The organism is Pseudomonas sp. NPDC089401 (assembly GCF_044749485.1).
Lineage (GTDB): Bacteria > Pseudomonadota > Gammaproteobacteria > Pseudomonadales > Pseudomonadaceae > Aquipseudomonas.
The window spans coordinates 267,666-286,507 of the sequence record NZ_JBIVIA010000003.1; the positions used below are offsets into that span (position 1 = coordinate 267,666).

General features: G+C 59.8%; 17 protein-coding genes and 1 pseudogene. 13 read left to right on the forward strand and 5 right to left on the reverse strand.

Going from position 1 to position 18,842, the window contains the following annotated elements:
* Positions 1-185: 185 nt before the first annotated feature.
* From ACIP21_RS08655 to ACIP21_RS08665, 3 genes are all read left to right on the forward strand, one after another.
* Positions 186-746: a TetR/AcrR family transcriptional regulator gene (locus ACIP21_RS08655; RefSeq protein ID WP_400686426.1), complete on the forward strand. Its 561-nt coding sequence runs from the start codon at positions 186-188 to the stop codon at positions 744-746.
* 60 nt (positions 747-806) lie between these two features.
* Positions 807-1,283 (forward strand): DUF1348 family protein, encoded by a 477-nt coding sequence (locus tag ACIP21_RS08660; RefSeq protein ID WP_400686428.1) that lies wholly within the window; start codon positions 807-809, stop codon positions 1,281-1,283.
* Between the two features lie 197 nt (positions 1,284-1,480).
* Entirely contained in the window at positions 1,481-1,957 is a 477-nt protein-coding gene (locus ACIP21_RS08665; protein ID WP_400686430.1) for a DUF1348 family protein, read from the forward strand.
* Between the two features lie 207 nt (positions 1,958-2,164).
* Here ACIP21_RS08665 and cynR read toward each other — a convergent pair whose 3' ends face one another.
* On the reverse strand, positions 2,165-3,064 hold the full coding sequence (gene cynR, locus ACIP21_RS08670) for a transcriptional regulator CynR (protein WP_400686432.1): 900 nt from the start codon (positions 3,062-3,064) through the stop codon (positions 2,165-2,167).
* A gap of 111 nt (positions 3,065-3,175) precedes the next feature.
* Between cynR and ACIP21_RS08675 the strand changes: the two genes are divergently transcribed.
* From ACIP21_RS08675 to ACIP21_RS08700, 6 genes and pseudogenes are all read left to right on the forward strand, one after another.
* Positions 3,176-3,835, forward strand: a complete 660-nt coding sequence (locus tag ACIP21_RS08675) for a carbonic anhydrase (protein ID WP_400686434.1) — start codon at positions 3,176-3,178, stop codon at positions 3,833-3,835.
* Positions 3,836-3,878: 43 nt separating this feature from the next.
* The gene (gene cynS, locus ACIP21_RS08680; protein WP_400686436.1) at positions 3,879-4,349 is read left to right on the forward strand and encodes a cyanase; all 471 of its coding nucleotides are present in this window, start codon (positions 3,879-3,881) and stop codon (positions 4,347-4,349) included.
* A gap of 110 nt (positions 4,350-4,459) precedes the next feature.
* Positions 4,460-4,717 carry a DUF2790 domain-containing protein gene (locus ACIP21_RS08685; RefSeq protein WP_400686438.1) on the forward strand — a complete coding sequence of 86 codons (258 nt, stop codon included), beginning with the start codon at positions 4,460-4,462 and terminating at the stop codon, positions 4,715-4,717.
* Between the two features lie 227 nt (positions 4,718-4,944).
* A pseudogene (locus ACIP21_RS08690) lies at positions 4,945-5,190 on the forward strand (alpha/beta hydrolase); the annotation flags it as partial.
* Positions 5,191-5,478: 288 nt separating this feature from the next.
* Positions 5,479-6,198, forward strand: coding sequence for a type 1 glutamine amidotransferase (locus ACIP21_RS08695; RefSeq protein WP_400686440.1), 720 nt, complete (start codon positions 5,479-5,481; stop codon positions 6,196-6,198).
* 557 nt (positions 6,199-6,755) lie between these two features.
* The gene (locus ACIP21_RS08700; RefSeq protein WP_400686442.1) at positions 6,756-7,298 is read left to right on the forward strand and encodes an AAA family ATPase; all 543 of its coding nucleotides are present in this window, start codon (positions 6,756-6,758) and stop codon (positions 7,296-7,298) included.
* Between the two features lie 235 nt (positions 7,299-7,533).
* On the opposite strand, the gene ACIP21_RS08705 is transcribed toward ACIP21_RS08700, so the two are convergent.
* The 3 genes from ACIP21_RS08705 to ACIP21_RS08715 all read right to left on the reverse strand — a co-directional run bounded on the left by ACIP21_RS08705 (position 7,534) and on the right by ACIP21_RS08715 (position 11,654).
* A complete protein-coding gene (locus ACIP21_RS08705; protein ID WP_400686444.1) occupies positions 7,534-9,999 on the reverse strand; it encodes a TonB-dependent siderophore receptor in 2,466 nt (821 codons plus the stop codon).
* 94 nt (positions 10,000-10,093) lie between these two features.
* Positions 10,094-11,068, reverse strand: a complete 975-nt coding sequence (locus ACIP21_RS08710; RefSeq protein WP_400686446.1) for a FecR domain-containing protein — start codon at positions 11,066-11,068, stop codon at positions 10,094-10,096.
* A 1-nt stretch (position 11,069) separates the two neighbouring features.
* The gene (locus tag ACIP21_RS08715) at positions 11,070-11,654 is read right to left on the reverse strand and encodes a sigma-70 family RNA polymerase sigma factor (protein WP_400686448.1); all 585 of its coding nucleotides are present in this window, start codon (positions 11,652-11,654) and stop codon (positions 11,070-11,072) included.
* 394 nt (positions 11,655-12,048) lie between these two features.
* Between ACIP21_RS08715 and ACIP21_RS08720 the strand changes: the two genes are divergently transcribed.
* The 4 genes from ACIP21_RS08720 to ACIP21_RS08735 all read left to right on the forward strand — a co-directional run bounded on the left by ACIP21_RS08720 (position 12,049) and on the right by ACIP21_RS08735 (position 17,049).
* On the forward strand, positions 12,049-12,573 hold the full coding sequence (locus ACIP21_RS08720) for a sigma-70 family RNA polymerase sigma factor (protein ID WP_400686449.1): 525 nt from the start codon (positions 12,049-12,051) through the stop codon (positions 12,571-12,573).
* Positions 12,566-13,534 carry a FecR family protein gene (locus tag ACIP21_RS08725; RefSeq protein WP_400686451.1) on the forward strand — a complete coding sequence of 323 codons (969 nt, stop codon included), beginning with the start codon at positions 12,566-12,568 and terminating at the stop codon, positions 13,532-13,534. Before ACIP21_RS08720 ends, ACIP21_RS08725 begins: the two co-directional genes overlap by 8 nt.
* A gap of 63 nt (positions 13,535-13,597) precedes the next feature.
* Positions 13,598-16,021, forward strand: coding sequence for a TonB-dependent siderophore receptor (locus ACIP21_RS08730; protein WP_400686453.1), 2,424 nt, complete (start codon positions 13,598-13,600; stop codon positions 16,019-16,021).
* 173 nt (positions 16,022-16,194) lie between these two features.
* Entirely contained in the window at positions 16,195-17,049 is an 855-nt protein-coding gene (locus ACIP21_RS08735; RefSeq protein WP_400687105.1) for a LysR family transcriptional regulator, read from the forward strand.
* Between the two features lie 77 nt (positions 17,050-17,126).
* Here the strand turns inward: ACIP21_RS08735 and ACIP21_RS08740 are convergent, their stop codons facing one another.
* Positions 17,127-18,758, reverse strand: coding sequence for an AMP-binding protein (locus ACIP21_RS08740; protein WP_400686455.1), 1,632 nt, complete (start codon positions 18,756-18,758; stop codon positions 17,127-17,129).
* Positions 18,759-18,842 lie beyond the last annotated feature (84 nt).

An 18,842-nucleotide genomic window follows, 5' to 3' on the forward strand; every position in this document is an offset into this window, starting at 1 on the left:
TAAGCGGCTCGTCGTCTGCGTCACCGTAGGGTTGGGTTGGTGGAGTCCTGTCATAATGGTCATACGTACCTGGGGAATGGAGCCATGCCATTAGAAAAGCCTGCTCATACCTTCCAGGAAAATATTCTCGAAAGCCGCTTGACCAGGGAGAACGATCGTTCTACTCTGACTACATGGATAAGCCAATGACCGAAACACGCGAAAAAATCCTAGCTACTGCCGAAAAGCTGATTTACGAAAATGGTATTCACGCCACTGGCATGGACCTTTTAGTGAAGACCTCGGGCGTAGCGCGTAAAAGTATTTATCGCTATTTTGCGAATAAAGACGACGTAGCAGCAGCGGCACTGAATGCTCGCGATGTGCGCTGGATGCAGTGGTTCAGGAGCGAGTGCGAAAAAGCTCACGCCCCAAAAGAACGTATTCTTAGCATTTTTGACGTACTAAAGAGCTGGTTCGAGTCTGACGGTTTTCGGGGATGTGCTTTTATTAACACAGCCGGGGAAGTTGGCGACGCCGAAGACCCTATTCGACAGATTGCAAAGCTGCATAAGCAAAAGCTACTCGACTACACGCTGGAGCTGACCAACCAATTAGGTGTCGACGAACCGGTGGTCTTGGCCAAGCAGTTCTTCGTGCTCATAGAGGGCACCATAACCGTGGCCCGTGTGATGGGTGATTATTCCGCTCTCGAGAGTGCAAGAGAAGTAGCTGAGATTTTGCTTAAACATAGCGCGGCACAATAGCGCCTAAAACTTCAGTAACACCAACACAACTGAATCATCCAAAAGATTGGAGGCACCACCATGTCTAACGAACCCGTTCGTCCGCCACTTCCTCCTTTCACTCGCGAGTCGGCGATTGAAAAGGTCCGGCTCGCTGAAGATGGTTGGAATACCCGTAATCCTGAAAAGATCGCCTTGGCCTATACGCTGGACACCAAATGGCGTAACCGCGCCGAGTTCGCAACCAATCGCGAAGAGGCCCAGGGCTTCCTGACTCGCAAGTGGAAGAAAGAGCTGGACTACCGTCTGATCAAAGAGCTCTGGGCCTTCACCGACAATCGCATTGCCGTCCGCTATGCCTACGAGTGGCATGACGATTCGGGCAATTGGTTCCGCTCCTACGGCAATGAAAACTGGGAGTTCGAAGCAGATGGCCTGATGCACCGCCGTTTCGCCTGCATCAATGACATGCCCATCAAGGAAAGCGAGCGCAAGTTCTTCTGGCCGCTGGGTCGTCGTCCGGATGATCACCCAAGCCTGAGTGATCTGGGCCTGTAAGCGCCACACCTGTTCTAATTTTTTGTAAAACCGTCAGGGTAAGTATTCAACTTCTACCACTGACGGGGTTGTCGGCTTCGCACCATCAGCCGCTACTTGAAATTCTAAAGCATTTCTACAACTGACTCTAATTGCACTGGCCTAGCTTTACGAACTCTAACTCTATTGTTATATCCACTTAGTTTGGAGGCACCACCATGCCCAAGGAACAACCTCGTCCGCCACTTCCTCCTTTCACTCGCGAATCGGCAATTGAAAAAGTCCGACTTGCTGAAGATGGCTGGAATACCCGCAACCCTGAAAAGATTGCACTGGCCTATACGCTGGATACCAAATGGCGTAACCGCGCCGAGTTTGCAACCAATCGCGAAGAGGCCCAGGGATTCCTGACTCGCAAGTGGAAGAAAGAGCTGGACTACCGTCTGATCAAAGAGCTCTGGGCCTTCACCGACAACCGCATCGCCGTCCGATATGCCTACGAGTGGCACGACGATTCGGGCAACTGGTTCCGCTCCTACGGTAACGAAAACTGGGAATTCGAAGCTGATGGTCTGATGCACCGCCGCTTCGCCTGCATCAACGACATGCCGATCAAGGAGAGCGAGCGCAAGTTCTTCTGGCCACTGGGTCGTCGCCCTGACGATCACCCAAGCCTGAGCGACCTGGGCCTGTAAGTAATCCCGAACCTGATCCTTTGCGCCGAAAGGATCAGGTTTCTTGTTTTGCAGAAATTTCTCTTCGCAGTTCCGTCTTCAACGCCCCCCTCCATTCTCCCCCATGAGCGCCCCGCAGCGCGTTAACTCCGTGGCATTACGCCAACCCCCGACAACTGCCGAGTGATCCGCACTGACTGACATCGCTCGTGAACACGACCTATGCCGTCACGCGTAGCCTTGTTCATCAAGTCCGGCAGATACCTCTTTAGCCACCTCAATGAAAACCTGGACCGCCGCGCTTAGAAAAGCGTCTTTGCGTCGCATGAGTGCGGCGGTTCGTTGCAAGCGCTTCGGCTCCAGCGCGATTGCTACCAGATCGTCATGGGCCAAGGTGATTTTGGCAGGTAATAAGGTCGCCAGATTCGTCCGGCGAACGATTTCAATCACTGCGCCAAGTGCGTTGGCCTCCATCTGCACCTTGGGACGAATCGCATGTTTTCGGCAGTAACGGTCGATCTGTTCGCGGGTAGCGAACTCTTCACTGAGCAGAACCAAAGACTCGGCACTCAAGCCTTGGAGGCCGATGATTTTTTTGTCGGCCAGGCGGTGTTTGCGGCTCACCACTAAAGCCATGGTTTCTTTAAGCAAAGGGATGGCATCGATGTCTGGTGTGTTTACTTCATCGAACGCGATCCCCACGTCCAGTTCGCCTGCCAAAAGCAGCTCTTCTATGCGCTCCTGGGAAAGCTCTCTCAGGTTGAGAGTAATTTTGGGGTATCGGGAGTGAAATGCCTCGATCACGGGCCCAATAAGATAGGTCGTAAACGTCGGCGTCACAGCCACTCGCAGTGAGCCGCGCGTGAGGTCGCTCACGTCGTGGATGGCACTTTTTGCTTCGCGCAATTCCTGATCCGCACGGCGCGCATAAAGGAGATAGACGTCTCCCGCGTCAGTCAGGCGCGTTGTGCGACCGGAGCGGTCGAACAACTGGGCTCCAAGGCTTTCTTCCAACTGCCTCACCTGCTGAGAAAGGGCTGGCTGAGATACATGCAGCGCTGCTGCGGCCTTAGTGAAGCTGAGGTGTTCCGCAACCGCGAGGAAATATTGGATGTGTCGAGCCAGCATGCCTTAACCCATAAGATAATCTGATTCACCTCATAATAAATGAGACTTTTACCTTATACCACACGTTGCTTAATCTTTGTTTCACACACAGCAAACATTGAGACAGCAACCATGAAAGCGATCATCGACGGTTTTCTGAAATTCCAAAAAAACGCCTTCCCTGAGCGCGTCAAACTGTTCAGGGACCTGGCCAACCAGCAAGCCCCGAAGGCGCTGTTCATCTCCTGCTCCGACAGCCGACTGGTGCCTGAGCTGGTCACCCAGCGCGAGCCAGGCGACCTGTTCGTCATCCGCAACGCCGGCAACATCGTTCCTTCGTATGGCCCGGAGCCAGGCGGCGTTTCGGCCTCGGTCGAATACGCAGTTGCTGGCCTCAACGTCGCCGATATCGTGATCTGCGGCCACTCCGACTGCGGTGCAATGACCGCCATTGCCACCTGCAAGTGCCTTGATCACATGCCCGCTGTAGCTGGCTGGTTGCGGTACGCCGACTCGGCCAAGGTGGTGAACGAAGCGCGCCAGCATGCGGACAAGCCAAGCAAAGTCGCTTCGATGGTGCGTGAAAACGTCATCGCGCAGTTGGCAAATATCCAGACCCACCCATCCGTTCGCCTGGCCCTTGAAGAAGGCCGCGTGACCTTGCATGGCTGGATCTACGACATCGAGACCGGACGTATCGACGCCTTTGATGGCACCACCGGAACCTTCGTGTCCCTCGCAGAAAACCCAGAAGTCCACGCCGTCTCCCACCAAGCCAGGCACGTTGCCTGAAACCTGAACCTGCACTGCACCTTACCTATCCAGGAGATTCACCATGATCCAGACTCAAGCTACCCGCACCGCTCGCCAGGAACTGACGGAAACTATCATTCTGGCAAAGGCCCGAAAGGACCTCTCCTTCGCACAGATCGTTGAAGGCACCGGCCTATCTGAAGCGTTCGTGACTGCTGCCCTGCTGGGCCAGCACCCACTGCCTGCCGACGCCGCCAAGGTCGTGGGCAAGAAACTCGACCTCGATGCCGATGAAGTCGCCCTGCTGCAATCGATGCCCATCCGCGGCAGCTTCTTCGACGGTATCCCGAGCGATCCGACCATCTACCGCTTCTATGAAATGATGTCGGTCTACGGCACCACCCTCAAAGCTCTGGTCCACGAGAAGTTCGGCGACGGCATCATCAGTGCCATCAACTTCAAGCTGGACATCAAGAAGGTCGAAGATCCTGACGGTGGCCACCGCGCGGTGATCACCCTGGACGGCAAATACCTGCCTACCAAACCTTTCTGATGTAACTCAGCCCGGCGTCTAGAGGCGCCGGGCCAACCCCTGACTTTTATGACGACCGAGCGCCACTTGGATGCTCCGGCCTTCTAACGCCTTCAGTACAGGTGATTACGATGAAACTGTTACTCGTTTTGTTCCTAGGCTGCTTTGGTTCGGTTGCGATGGCCGATGACCAGGTGACACAGACTGCACAGGTTACGGTCGAGCCCTATCGTTACTCTCAGACCCTCGATATCGCACGCGTTGTGGCTACTAATCCGGTACCCAACGTCTGCGATGTAGTGCCTGTGCAGCTGACTTACGACGATTCCAAGGGCGATCGGCACATCATGGAGTACCGCATTATGGGGAATGGTTGTTCCAATAACTAACCTGCACCGACACACCTACCTGATGGCCAGCCCTTGGGCATCAAGGTCGGTGCGATTGGGTAAGGCCTACGCCTTATTAGTCCTGCATGGACGGGGATACCACACAAAAGATCGCTGTGAACCCTCTGGTATCCACCAAAGCGATATCCGTCCGAATATCACCGCCACCAGATTACCGGCCATAGCTCAGGAACTTGAACCATGAAATTGTCACGCACACTCACCGCAGGCCTACTTGCCATCAGTTGAAGGGCCTGCCTCCGGCTTTGGTTCAGACTGCTGAAATGGACGTGCTGCGCGATGAAGGTGAAGCATACGCCCGTAAGCTGAATGCTGCTGGTGTGCCGGTAACTGCCGTGCGCTACAACGGCATGATCCATGACTACGGCCTCTTAAACGTACTCGCCAAGGTTCCCAGTGTACGAGACGCGATGGATCAGGCCGCTCAGGCGATCAAGCAGCATCTCGAGTAACCCTCGTCTGCAACGAAGCGGTGATTTACAGCGTTAAGCAGTGGTTTCAGTGATTTATACGGCGTGTGGATCCCTTGATTTCCTAGGCTACTCAAAACTATTTTGAGATTGGGACGCGTCCAGGAAATCAAGGCGATTCCTTCGGTCACGACTGACTGAAATCGACCCAGAACAGCCGGTGGTAAGCACAAAACTTGATAATGACACACTGTGTCATTATTATTTATTTGTGTCCTGGTGACGGACACACACTTCTTTCAACCTGCCACCGTTGTCGAGAGCCCTCTCATGAAAGTCCATTTCATCGTTCACGAATCGTTTGAAGCCCCTGGAGCGTATGAGGCCTGGGTGCAGGCGCGCGGCTACGATGCCAGCTATTCACGCGTCTACGCCAATGAGGCTCTGCCAGGGGATGCGAACAACATCGACCTACTGGTCGTACTGGGTGGGCCGCAAGACCCCGCCACCACCGTTGAACAGTGCCCGCACTTCGATGCCGCCGCTGAGTGCCGCCTGATTGGCCAAGCCATCGCTGCAAAGAAAGCAGTAGTCGGTATTTGCCTGGGTTCGCAGCTCATCGGTGAAGCGCTGGGCGCCCAGTTTGGCCACAGCCCGGAAAAGGAAATCGGGAAATATCCGATCACCCTGACGGCAGAAGGCAAAGCCAACAGCAAAGTCGCTCACTTTGGCGATGTCCTCGAAGTCGGCCATTGGCACAACGACATGCCAGGCCTTACTGTGCACGCAAAGATTCTCGCGGTGAGCGAAGGCTGCCCCCGTCAGATCGTCGAGTACGGTAATTTGGTCTACGGATTCCAATGCCACATGGAGTTCACCCACGAAGTCATCGAGCGGCTGATCGGGGCTTGCGAACCTGAACTGCTTACGCTCACCGACCGTCGCTTCGTACAGCAGCCAGCCGCGCTGCGTGCCAACGACTGGGATGAGATGAACCAAAAACTGTATATTTTCCTCGACAAGCTGATCGCCGAGTACCAGGCAACGTAAGATCCGACTTGCTCTGCGGAGGTCGGCCCTGGAAACGGATCTGCCTGGCACGGTCGTTGCCATGTTTACGGGGCAGACCGCCCCACATAGATAGCATCTCGTTTGAGGGCGACTGCGCCCTGTTCAATGGCCGCAATGGGTCGAGAGCTGCCGGTCGCGAGTGACCGCTATCGACCCTTTGCTGCCGTTGAGCCCAATAGCAATCTTGTGGGAGCGGGCTTGCCCGCGAAGCAGGCACCGCGGTGGGTGGCACCGGCTGTGCCGGTGTTCGCGGGCAAGCCCGCTCCCACAGAGTCAGCATTTCGCTTGCTGGTGATAGGTAGTGACGGAATGTCTGCTATGGGTCGATTGTTGTCCCACGTAGACAAGCTGGTATCAGCCCAGACACTGTTCGCTATCATCGAACCGCTCGGGAAAGTTTCGCAACAGAGGCTTCACTGTCTCGGGTGACCACTCCCCATGAATCATCATTTCCCCTCCCTCGCAGTTGATCGCGTCGCCCATTGCCGTAAAATCGCGCGCCCTGAATTCAGAAGGCATGGCGAGAGGGAGCTTCGATGCAACGGGTGATGATTATTGGTCAGCCAGGGTCAGGGAAAAGCACCCTGGCACGTAAACTTGGCGAGCGCACAGGCTTGCCGGTCGTACATATCGACACCATCCATTGGCAGCCAGGGTGGGTCGAGCGCAGCAGGGACGAGAAGACGCATCTTTGCCATGAGGTCGAGGCCCGCGAGCGCTGGATTTTCGAAGGCGGGCATTCGGCCACATGGCATAACCGGCTGGCCCGCGCTGACATGTTGATATGGATTGATCGCTCGGCGCCGCTTCGATTCTGGCGCGTGTTCCTCAGAACGATGCTGAACCGCGGTAGATCTCGGCCCGACTTGCCGGACAACTGCCCGGAATTACTGGCCAACCTGCCGGAGTTTTTCAGGTTCATGTGGCGGACTAAAACCTCGTCTCGAGAGGCGATCAAGCGATGGGTGGCGACAGCCCCGTCGGGTTGTCGTGTGGTCTGCCTACGGACCAATCGGGATGCCGAGGTTTTCCTCGCGAGCATGGGCACGCAGCCTGATCAGGCTGTGCAAGGTCATTAAATGTTCGTTCGTGCTTGATTGACTGCAAGCGCCTGCCATGACGGCACATCAGAAAGCTCTTGCCTGTCCGAGGATGACCCGTGGCGCTGAATCGCGGCGTTGCTTGAGGTCGATAACAGGCGAAGGTGAGGGTCCGCTTCGGGTCGATAGCGGTCACTCGTGACCGGCGGCTCTCGACCCGTTACAGATAATCCCTTCAACCTTCAACGCTGCGGGTGACGGTTGGCAGGCGCTGTCAGAAAGTGCCCTTCAATGTCACCATGTAGTTGCGTGGCTCGCCATAATAGTTGCCGCCACTGCGATCACCGACGGTGGCGTAATACACCTTGTCAAAAAGATTGTTGCCGTTGAGCGCTACGGCCCAGTGCGGGTCGATCTGGTACTGCACCCGCGCGCTCCAGATGGCATACCCCGGTTGTTCGGTCTTGGCCGCGCCAGACAACCTGGAAATATCGCTCTGTGCATTCACGCCCCCGCCGATGCTCCATCGGCTCAGATTACCGGCCAGTGCATAATCACCCCACGCGCGCAACGCGTGTCGCGGCACCAGCGTGTTGTAGGTGTCGCCATCGACCGCTGCCACATTGCTGTTGCGCACGTTGCTGCTCAAAGTTTCTGTCGCGGTGTAGGTGTAGCCCGCAGTCAGTTGCAGCCGCTCGACGGGGGAACCGGTCAGTTCCATTTCCATACCCTGGGCACGGACCTTTCCTGCGTCTACCGAGCAGGAGGCGCAGATACTCTTGTCGGTGACAGCCACAGCGGCATGCTCCTGGTAAGCACGGAACAGGTTCAGCGAGCCATTGAGTGCGCCGTCGAACCACTCACCCTTGATCCCCAGTTCATAGTTGGTGCCGGTTTTCGGATCCAGCACCTTGCCACTGGCATCGGTGTAGGACTGTGGCTGGAAAACATCGGCGTAACTGGCATAAACCGTCAGGTTGGGCGTCAGGTCGTACAGCACTGCGGCAAACGGCGTGACTTGCCCGGTTTCTCGGCGCTCATCGATCGGAGCCACGCCGTAGGCATGGCTGTCATTGGTGTAGTGCCAGTCGCTGACCCGCGCGCCCAGTACCACGGTCAAGGGTTCGGCCAGCTTCAGTCGCAGGTTGGCGTAGGCCCCTTGCTGCTTGACGGTGGTTCGCGACGGGTACGGCCAGCCACCGCGGTAGCTGTTGTTGATGATGTAGTCGTCGCTGGGTTCGATGAAGTGCGTAGGGTTGAATACATCGGAGCGTTGCTGCAAGAACGCCAGCGCCCATACGTCATGGCTGTGCGAATAGCTGGTGTTGGCGCCGACGGTCAACTCATGCTCCAGGCCAAATGCGCGAAACTTGCCATCCAGATAGCCGTCGAAGCCGTAGTCCACCGAGTCGTAGTCGAACAGGCCGGAAATCGACTGGATCGATGATGATGTGGCACCGGGGGTAACATAACCGCCCCCCACGCCTTGGGCGTACTTCATGTCCTGCTGGTTATGGCTGTAGGCACCTGCCAGGCGCACGGCCCAGTCTTCGTTCAGGCGATGCTTCACGTCGGCAAATACGGAGGTGCGTTCGCTGTCCCAGTGGTTCCAGCTGGCGCCCAGGCAGGTAGAGCGCTTGAGCTTGATGTCCGAGCCGTCGCTGTAGCTTGGCAGGCCACCAAAACAGGGTGTGGCGTTGAGCTTTTCATAGGCGATGGCAATGCCAGCAGTGGTGTCGTCGGAGAAATCATAGTCCAGCGCCCCATAGGCCAGCTGGTCTTCACGCTTGCCATAATCGTAGAAATATCGGCGCTTCTGTTCGGCAACCACCACACGCCCCCGTAGGGTGCCCTCGGCATTGAGCGGGCCGCCGACATCTACCTGGCTGCGGTAGTTGTCCCAGGTGCCGCCGGACAGAGTCACGGTCGCCGTGGGCGTGGCCTGGCCGCGCTTGCGCACGAAGTTGACCGCACCCGCCGGGGTGCCTGCGCCCTGCATCATGCCGGCGGCGCCACGCAGCAGTTCCACCTGCTCGTAGAAGGCCATGTCGCTGCTGAAGCTGTTTGCTTGCACATAGCTGCCGCCGACATCCAGCGGCACGCCGTCGTACTGGAACGGCGCATCCATCTTGAAACCGCGCGAGTAGAAGTACTTGCCACCCATTGGCGAGCCGGAGACGGTGATGCCGGGGGTCTGTTCCATCACCTGTTCGATGGTGTTGAGGTTCTGGTCATCCATGCGCTTGCGGGTCATCACCGTGACCGACTGTGGAGTTTCCTTGATGCTGTGCTCGCCCTTGCCTATGGTAATGGCCCGTGTGGTGTAGGAGGTGGTCGGCTCGACCGTAGTACCCAGCGCGGCATTAACGTTAGTGGCACCGAGTTCAAGGGCAGCGCTGTCGACGGTGTGCAGCCGGTACTGCGCTGGGCCGGTCATTTCGGCGGCCAAACCGGTTCCCGACAGCAACATGGAAAAGCCACTCTCGGTATCGAAACTACCCTGCAACCCTTGGCTGGAGCGGCCTGTGGCCAGTTCGCTCAACCCCACGAGATAGATGCCGGACTCTGCGGCGAAGCGCGACAGCACCTGGCTCAATGGCCCGGCAGGAATCGCGTACTGCCGACTGGCGGCCTGGGCGGTGAGCGGTGCGGTGGCCAGCCAGGTGGTGGCCGCAATGCTGGCCAGGCAGACAGAAAAGCTCAGGCGTGCTGTAAACGGCGCGCGTGCTGGACGAAACATCATGTGATCCTTGTCCCCGTTGGGTGTAATGGGTGGGTTGTCATCCCTTAACCCGGCGAGGCGATGAAAAGCGGAACCACAGGTTGAAATTTCTTCAGCCGCCACTGGCCGTTACCGTGATCCACCACGGCAGGCGCCGTTCGACGCGAATGGGCAGTGACTCACCGAGCATTGCCAGGGCACCGTCGAAGTCGAGCAGCGGAAGGTTGCCGAACACCTTGAGCAGTGCTACTTCGGGGCTGACCGAGATGTACCCGTGGTGGTAGCGCGACAGTTCGTCCAGCACTTCGCCCAGTGGTACGTCTACCGCCACCAGCTTGCCTTCGGTCCAGGCTTCCCGGGCCAGCTCGGCGGTGCCTGGAGGGGCCAGCTGGTGGCTATCGAACGTTTGCTGTTGGCCAGCGGTGACCACTCGGCTGGTGCCGGTGTTCGCCAAGGTCACTTCCACCGCGCCTGCGAACACTGACAGCTTTGTCTGTGTGCTATCGGTACACACGCTGAAGCGCGTACCCAGCGCCCGCATATGGCCCTGGTCGGTATTGACGATAAAGGGGCGCTCGGCATCGTGCGCGGTGTCCACCAGGATCTCGCCGGCCAAGAGGTGCAGGCGGCGGCAGGTACTGGAAAAGACGACATCGAAAGCCGTGCGGGCGTTGAGCCACACCTGGGTGCCATCGCTCAGGCGCACCGGTTTCAGTTCGCCCGTGCCGGTGCGGTAATCGGCGGCCAGTTCCGCACGCCAGGCCGGCAATGGTGTCAGGCGCCAGGTAGACCACAGCACCCCAACACCGGCCAAGGCGGCAAGCCCGCGTAGCAGCGCACGCCGGCGCACCCGCTGGTGGGCACCGATAAGGCGCTCGGCGGTGTTGCGGCGATCGGCCAGGTGCTCCAGCGGCTCGAAACGCTGGCTGATGCCTTGTACGGCCTGCCAGGCCACCCGGTGCATCGGGTCAGCGGCGAGCCAACGTTGCCAAGCCTGCTGGCTGGCCGTGTCGGCGCCGCCGCAGCGCAGTTCGGCATACCACTCGGCGGCTTGTTCCAGTACCTGGAATGATGGTTGAGCGCGCATCTCAGCCACCGTGCTCGCTGCACAACATCGTCATGTCCTGTGCTGCCTGCAAGCTCAGGCAGGCGAGCATGGCCTTGGCCACATACTTGCGCACCATGCGGTCGGACACCCCCAGTTCGGCAGCCACTTCCTTGTCAGTCATCCGGCACACCACAGCCAGCACGAAGGCCTGTGCCGCCTTGCTCGGCAGGCCGATCAGCATCTGCCCAACTTCCTGCAAAGCCTGCAACACCGCCGCGCAATGCTCTGCGGAGTCGGCAAAGCGTTCTGGCTGGGCAGCCAGGGTATCGAGCCAGGCTTGTTCGATCTCGCGGCGTTGCCAAAGATTGATGCACAGCCCGTTGGCAACCTTGCGCAGGTAACCGCGGGCGGCAAGGGCATTGTCGAACACGGGCTGCACCGGCTTGAGCAACAATCTAAGGAAGGCATCATGGGCAAGATCGGCTGCGTCGGAATGGCAGCCCAAGCGCCGACCCAACCACTGACGCAGCCAGGAATGATGCTCGTGATAGAGGTGATCAAGAGGTGCGAGTGGTTTGGTCGACATGGTAAAAGGCAGCGCCTGAGAACTTATATCAAAAGACAATCATTATCATGATTCGCAAATTATTGGGATATCGGTCAAAGAATGCAATGCGATAAATCGGCGTTGAGCTGAACGAAGCAGGCTCGCTGAGCCCATACCAAAGCGGACGGTCCATGCCTGGGGTCAGTGCAGTGTTCGCTGTGAAATTTTCAGCGCCTATGAGATCGAGCGCAAATGACCGCTTCGGGTCGGTTGGCGCCTGCTTCGCGGGTAAACCCGCTCCCACAGGGTACGCGTAGCGCTCACGATATCGTTTCTTTTTCAAGGGCAGCTATGGGTCGATAGCGATCATCCGTAAGCGATTACTCTCGCCCACCGCCGCCGTTGACAAGGCGTTGGCGAGGGTACTGCAAAAGTGATAGTTTAGATTAATTCTCATTTGCAGCCAGTTGTCATGGACCGACCTCGACCTACCTCTTCCGACCCCATTGGCGAGCTGTACGCGGGGCACCATAACTGGTTGGTGACGTGGCTGCGGCGGCGCCTGCAATGTCCGCATCAGGCCTCGGATTTCGCCCAGGACACGTTCTACCGTGTACTCACCTCCGGGCAATTCAACCCCCCGCGTGAACCGCGCGCCTTCCTTGCCACCATTGCGCGCCGTCTCCTGATCGATAACGGCCGCCGCTTGCGCCTGGAGCAGGCTTACCGAGAAGAGCTTGAACGCAGTGTCGGGCATGGCGAGCAGGCGTTCTCGCCGGAACAGATCCTGCAGGCCATCGAGCTGCTGGAACGTATCGACCAGGCACTGTCCCGCATGAAGCCCAGGGTTCGGGAAATCTTCATCCTCCGTTACCTTGAGGGCTTGCCCCAGGATCACATCGCGCGACACCACGGCATTTCGGTGAGAACGGTACAAGCCGACCTGGTTGAAGCCATGCTGGCCTGCGACGCCGTCATGGAGGTGAGCGATGCCTGACAATGCTGCCGATTCGGTCCTGCTTGAGGCAGCGCACTGGCTGGTCGTACTCGACAACCAAGCCGACGCGCAATCGCACGCGCAATTCCAGGCATGGGTGAGCGCCGCCCCTGAACATGCGGCAGCGGTCGCCCGCTTGCAGGGGCGCCTGAGCTCGTTGCAGCAACTCCCCCGCCAGGCTGCCGGAAAAGCCTTGCGCAACGCACCGCGCGCGCCTCAAGCCAGGAAGATGCAGGCCCTGGCCTTGGCGATCGCCCTGCTTCCCGTGACGTGGTTCACCACGGCCTGCTGGCAACAAGGGTATCTGCTGGCAGACCTGAGCACCTCAGGGGGCGATTGGCTCGATCGCCGACTGGACGATGACAGCCAGATTCATCTGGACGGGGACTCGGCGGTGAACGTGCACTTCGATGCAGCAGAACGAAGGGTCGAGCTGCTGCGTGGCGAAGTGCTGGTCGACGTGGCCAAGGACCCTCGCCCGTTCCTGGTCGTCACGGCACACGGCAGTGTGCGGGCCCTTGGTACGCGCTTCACGGTGGAGCGGCAGGGCGACTCGACGCAAGTGACCATGATCGAGTCGACCACCGCGATCAGCAGTGCCGGCCACTCACTGAAACTGACGGCCAACCAGCGCGTACGCCTGGACGCAGAAGGCCCGGGCAACGTCGAACAGGTGCAGGCAGACGCCCTTGAACAGGCTTGGCACAAGCACCAGCTGCTGGCTGAAGATCAGCCGTTGAGCGATGTGCTGACGCGCTTGTCGCGCCACTACCCAGGCCTGCTGTGGGCCGATCATGATGCCCTCGCAGGGCTGCAGGTGACGGTCATGCTGCCGCTGGATGATCCACGCCAGGCACTGCGACTGCTGCAACGCACCTTGCCGATTCAGGTCAGCCAGTACACCCCTTGGATAACCCGGGTGACCTTGAAGCCCGACGCGGGGCGCAAAAAGTTTCAATAATCATTTCGTGTTTTCGAGTTTGGTCCGTCCTCCCATGGCCAACACCATAGGAGTATCGAAAACATGAACTCGCCGATTCGAGCGCTGACCCGCTCCACCGCGCACGGCCTTTGCCTGGCCGTGCGCCTGGCACTGTGTACGGCACCGCTGGCAGTCACTGCGAGCGCTCTGGCCGGACAATCCGTGCAGCGCTATGACATCGCGGCTGGCCCGCTGGGCGAAGTCCTCGGGCGTTACGCCCAAGCCAGCGGCACGCCCATTTCCTTTGAGTCCCACCAGGTGCGAGGATTGACCAGCCCCGGCGTGCGTGGCAGCTTCACCATCGACGGCGGTTTCTCCCAGGCGCTGTCGGGCTCGGGACTGGTAGCGAGCCCGACCGCAGATGGCTACCGACTCCAGCAGATCGCACCGGTCTCAGGCGCACTCGACCTTGCCGCGACCACCATTTCCGGCAGTGCACCCGGCTCGATTACCGAGGGCAGCGGCTCCTACACCACCGGCTCGACCAGTACGGCAACCAAGCTCCCGTTGAGCCTGCGGGAAACACCACAGTCGGTGGCGGTGATCACCCGCAAGAAGATGGACGACCAGAACATCCAGAATCTGGACGATATCGCGCGCACAGCGACCGGTATCACCCTGACCAAGATCGGCACCGACCGCTCCACCTATTACGCACGCGGCTTCGAGATCAGCGACCTGCAATATGACGGGATTCCGACCAACATCTCGGAAAACTACTCGATGGACGTCATGTCCACCGCGAACATGGCGATCTATGACCGCGTCGAAGTCGTACGCGGCGCCAACGGCCTGATGCAGGGCACGGGCAACCCGTCGGCGGCGATCAACCTGGTTCGCAAACGACCGACCCAGGACTTTCGTCTGGCCGCGGAACTGGGTGCGGGTTCGTGGGACAACTACCGTAGCCAGGTGGATGTTTCCGGGGCTTTGACCGGCACGGGTAATGTTCGCGGCCGCGCAGTGGCCTACTACAACAACGCCAACAGCTACAGGGATGGCGCCGAGCGGGACAACCAGTTGCTGTATCTGGTCGGCGAGGCGGACCTGAACGAATCCACCGTGCTGACGCTGGGCGCCACCCTCCAGAAAGACAACCAGAACGGCTATGACTGGGGCGGCTTGAATACCCGCAGTAACGGCGCGTTCTACCCGCTTTCACGTTCCACCAACCTCAACGGCAAGTGGGCCCACCTGGATCGCAACAACTACACGCTGTTCGGCGATGTCACGCACAACTTCGACAACGAGTGGAAGTTGACCCTGGCGATGAACGCGATCTGGTCGAACGCCGACTTTCTCTCGGCGTATCCGAGCCGGGTAGCGGGCGACAACTATCGCATGACGGTCTCCCAGGCCGACTACGAAGACACCCAGTTCGCCATGGACCTCTACGCCACCGGGCCCTTCCAGCTGTTCGGGCGCCAGCATCAGCTGATGATCGGGGCGAACAGTCGCCAGGACGAGTTCGAAGCCGTGATCAAGAGCGCGACCAACAACCCCACGATCAACATCACCGACTTCGACTACAGCGCCCTGCCCAGCCCCATCCTCAATGCGCTTGGCTCGGACTACAACTACACGCGCAAGGAGCGAGGCGTGTACGGTGCATCGCGCTTCAGCATCACCGATGACCTCAGCCTGATCCTCGGCACGCGGGTGAGTTGGTCGGACTACGAGGTGGCCAGCCCCTACACCAATGATCGGTACCGGGAAAACGGCCGGTGGGTGCCGTATGCCGGCCTGGTACTGGACCTGGACAAGCACCACAGCTGGTATGCCAGCTATACCGAGATCTACAAGACCCAAAGTTACTACGGTGTCGGCAATACCTTGCTTGACCCGATCGAGGGCGAGAACTACGAAACCGGCATCAAGGGTGAGTATTTCAACGGTCGCTTGAACACCTCGCTGGCCGTCTTCCAGACCGACCTGGCGAACATGCCCGAGGCCCTGTCGGTGTCGCCCACCTGTGGCGTGACGGGTACCAGCAAGTGCTATGAAGCCGGTGCGAAAGTGCGCAACCGCGGCTTCGAACTGGAGATTTCAGGCGAGCCGCTGGAGAACTGGAACCTTAGCGCTGGGTATACCTACAGCGATCCGGAATATGTGGCTGGCAGCAACAAGGGCTCGGACTACTACCGCAAGATCCCGCGCCGCCTGCTCAAGGTGTCGACAGACTACCGCTTGCCCGGCGTCCTCGACCAATGGCGTGTGGGCGGCGATGTGTATGCCCAGAGCCGCACGGCCGCCGATGTCAGCGGATCCGACATCAAACAAGGCGGCTACGCCCTGCTCAACCTGCACGCCCACTACCAGATCAACCAACAGTTCAGCGTTCAGTACAACCTCAACAACGCCCTGGACAAGGTCTATTACCAGTCCTTGCCAACGTCGAACAACTTCGGTGGCCTGTACTATGGTGATCCGCGCAATTTTGCGGTGACGTTACGTTACAAATATTGATGCAAGGGCGCTCCAGTCACCGACCTCGCCTGGACCGGCCGCTGCGTGTCGAAAGCGGCCAACCGCACCGGCGGCCCAGAACTGATCCTGAAAGCGTTGCTCCTCCCTGCTTGCCGGGGGCTTTGATGGGATCGATACTTGTGACCATCCTCCCATCGATCCAGCCCATACCCATGCGCTACTCCCCCGAAGCCCTCGTCGCCTTCGTCGAGGCCGCCGCCCTCGGCTCTTTCTCCGCCGCTGCGCGCAAGCTGCGCAAGAGCCAGTCGACCATCAGCATCGCCATCGCCAACTTCGAAGCCGACATCGGGTGCCCGCTGTTCGACCGCACCGGCCGCCATCCCACGCTGAACGCGGCCGGGCGCCAGGTGCTCAAGCAGGTGGAGGCGATCCTCGACGCCAGCGCCCGCCTCGACGCTCTGGCCGTGCGCCTGGCCGGGCAGGTCGAGCCGCTGGTGTCGGTGGTGATGTCCGACAGCTACAGCGTGACCTTCCAGGGCGCGGCGATGGGCCGTTTCGCCGAACGCTATCCGCACACCGAGCTGCGCTGTGGCCCCTCCGAAGACGCCGATGTGATCGACCTGGTGCAGCAGGGCCTGGCGCACATCGGCATCCTCGCCGCCCAGGACCGCTACCCGGCGGATGTCAGCGTGGCACGCCTGCCGGAGCAGGCCGAATTCTGCCTGTATGTCAGCAGCGAGCACCCGCTGGCGCAGTTGCCGATGCTGCAGCCGGAACACCTGGAGAAGGAGCGCCAGCTGTACATCAAGACCTACGCCCCAAGCCTGCCCCACGGCCACGGCCAGGCCTGGTCGGCACCGGACTACCTGACCTTGCTGGAATTCGCCGTGCGCGGTTTTGGCTGGGCCGAGCTGCCGAAAGCGCTGGTGGCGCGCTTTGGCGGCGGCCTGGTGGAGCTGCCGATGGCCGGCTACCCACGGCGGGTGGCCATGGACGTGGCCTGGTCGCGCCAGCAGGCGCTGGGGCCTGCCGGGCAGTGGCTGGTGGGGCAGTTGCTGGAGCGCTAGGCCGGCCTGCCCTGCCCTTGCTTCGCGCCGGGGCGGGACGATTTCGCGGATCGAAAAGTTGGATGCGCTGAAAATTCCTACGATGGCTCGCCCTCCCGCAACGCCTGCGCCCGCAGTTCACGCCGCAACAACTTGCCCACCGCACTCTTGGGCAATTCCTCCAGGATCACCAAACTGGCCGGCACCTTGTAGCCGGTCAGAAACTCCCGGCAATGGCGCAACACATCCGCCGCCTCGAGCCGTGGATCCTTCACGCTCAGGTACAGCCGCACGTCCTCGCCCTTGCGCGGGTGAGGCACGCCGACCGCCACGCACTCGCGGACACCGGGCAGGCGCATCACCACGTCCTCGATCTCGTTGGGATAAACGTTGAAGCCAGACACCAGGATCATGTCCTTCTTGCGATCGACGATCCGCAGCAACCCCTGCTCGTCGAGCAGCGCGATGTCGCCGGTCTTCAGCCAGCCCTCCGCGTCCAGCACCTGGGCGGTCTCCTGCGGGCGCTGCCAGTAACCCTGCATCACCTGCGGCCCCTTGACCCACAACTCACCGGGCTCTCCGGCCGGCGTGTCCTGGCCGGCCTCGTCCACCGTGCGCAGCCGAGTGTCGATCAACGGCTGCCCGCAGTAGCCCTCGCGAAACCGGCAGAGCCGGGTGGAGGTGGCAACCACTGGCGAGGTTTCGGTAAGGCCATAGCCTTCGCGGATCGGCGCGCCGGTCAATTGCTCCCAGCGCCGGGCCACTTCGAGGTTGAGCGGCGCGCCACCGGAGGTGGCCCACTTCAACCGGGAAAAATCGAGGGTGGCAAACGCCGGATGGTTCATCAGCCCGACGAACAGGCTGTTGATACCGTTGAGCAGGCTGAACGGATGTCGCCGCATGGCCTCGACGATTTCGTCCAGGTTGCGACCGTCACGGATGAACACCGTGTGCAGGCCCATCAGTACCGAAAGCAGGCAATTACTGGCGAACGCCATGATGTGATACAGCGGCAGCGGCGCGATGCGCACGTCGGTCAGCGGGTCGATCAGACCCGGCTGGCCGAACAACTGCTCGGTCTGCACGGCATTGGCCAGCAGATTGTAGTGGCTGAGCATGGCGCCCTTGGCCACGCCCGTGGTGCCGCCGGTGTACTGCAGCATCGCCAGGTCATGCAGGCCTGCGGCCGCCGTCACCGGGGGCAGCGCCTGCCCCAGACGCATGGCCGTCATCAGCCGCTCGACACCGCGCTCGATGGGTGTGAAACAGGGCGCTTCCATATCGTCCGGCGAGGTCACGATGACCTGCTCGATGGCGGTCTGCGCCTGGATCGTGCGCAACCGCGGCAGCAGTTGCTCGGCGAGCACGATGGCGCGCACGCCGGCGTCGTTGAACTGGTGCAGCGCTTCGGCAGCGGTGTACAGGGGGTTGGTGTTGACCAGCACCAGCCCGGCCTTTAAGGCTCCGAACACGCAGATCACGAACTGCAACGAGTTGCCCAGCTGCAGGGCCAGACGCTCACCTGGCTGCAACCCGGCGTGATGGCGCAGGTAGCGAGCGAAGGCATCGGCCCTGGCCTCCAGTTCGGCGTAGGTCAATTGGCTCGGCCCGCAGGAGAAGGCCGTGCGATGGGGATGGCGGGCACACGCCTGGACCAGCAGGTCATGCACCGATTCAAGGGAGCGACGGGCCAGTTCGGCGGCCACGTAGCCGGCAGTGAAGTCAGACATTTTATTCCTCTTGGCGATTTATTGTTTTGCCTGGCGGAACTCGATATCACTCAGAGAGCCTATTCAATCATTCTCTACCTCGCA

Bases quoted from the DNA above. Each gene is read 5' to 3' on its own strand.
- ACIP21_RS08655 (WP_400686426.1), top strand. From the start codon at position 186: ATGACCGAAACACGCGAAAAAATCCTAGCTACTGCCGAAAAGCTGATT.
- ACIP21_RS08660 (WP_400686428.1), top strand. From the start codon at position 807: ATGTCTAACGAACCCGTTCGTCCGCCACTTCCTCCTTTCACTCGCGAG.
- ACIP21_RS08665 (WP_400686430.1), top strand. From the start codon at position 1,481: ATGCCCAAGGAACAACCTCGTCCGCCACTTCCTCCTTTCACTCGCGAA.
- cynR (WP_400686432.1), bottom strand. From the start codon at position 3,064: ATGCTGGCTCGACACATCCAATATTTCCTCGCGGTTGCGGAACACCTC.
- ACIP21_RS08675 (WP_400686434.1), top strand. From the start codon at position 3,176: ATGAAAGCGATCATCGACGGTTTTCTGAAATTCCAAAAAAACGCCTTC.
- cynS (WP_400686436.1), top strand. From the start codon at position 3,879: ATGATCCAGACTCAAGCTACCCGCACCGCTCGCCAGGAACTGACGGAA.
- ACIP21_RS08685 (WP_400686438.1), top strand. From the start codon at position 4,460: ATGAAACTGTTACTCGTTTTGTTCCTAGGCTGCTTTGGTTCGGTTGCG.
- ACIP21_RS08695 (WP_400686440.1), top strand. From the start codon at position 5,479: ATGAAAGTCCATTTCATCGTTCACGAATCGTTTGAAGCCCCTGGAGCG.
- ACIP21_RS08700 (WP_400686442.1), top strand. From the start codon at position 6,756: ATGCAACGGGTGATGATTATTGGTCAGCCAGGGTCAGGGAAAAGCACC.
- ACIP21_RS08705 (WP_400686444.1), bottom strand. From the start codon at position 9,999: ATGTTTCGTCCAGCACGCGCGCCGTTTACAGCACGCCTGAGCTTTTCT.
- ACIP21_RS08710 (WP_400686446.1), bottom strand. From the start codon at position 11,068: ATGCGCGCTCAACCATCATTCCAGGTACTGGAACAAGCCGCCGAGTGG.
- ACIP21_RS08720 (WP_400686449.1), top strand. From the start codon at position 12,049: ATGGACCGACCTCGACCTACCTCTTCCGACCCCATTGGCGAGCTGTAC.
- ACIP21_RS08725 (WP_400686451.1), top strand. From the start codon at position 12,566: ATGCCTGACAATGCTGCCGATTCGGTCCTGCTTGAGGCAGCGCACTGG.
- ACIP21_RS08730 (WP_400686453.1), top strand. From the start codon at position 13,598: ATGAACTCGCCGATTCGAGCGCTGACCCGCTCCACCGCGCACGGCCTT.
- ACIP21_RS08735 (WP_400687105.1), top strand. From the start codon at position 16,195: ATGCGCTACTCCCCCGAAGCCCTCGTCGCCTTCGTCGAGGCCGCCGCC.
- ACIP21_RS08740 (WP_400686455.1), bottom strand. From the start codon at position 18,758: ATGTCTGACTTCACTGCCGGCTACGTGGCCGCCGAACTGGCCCGTCGC.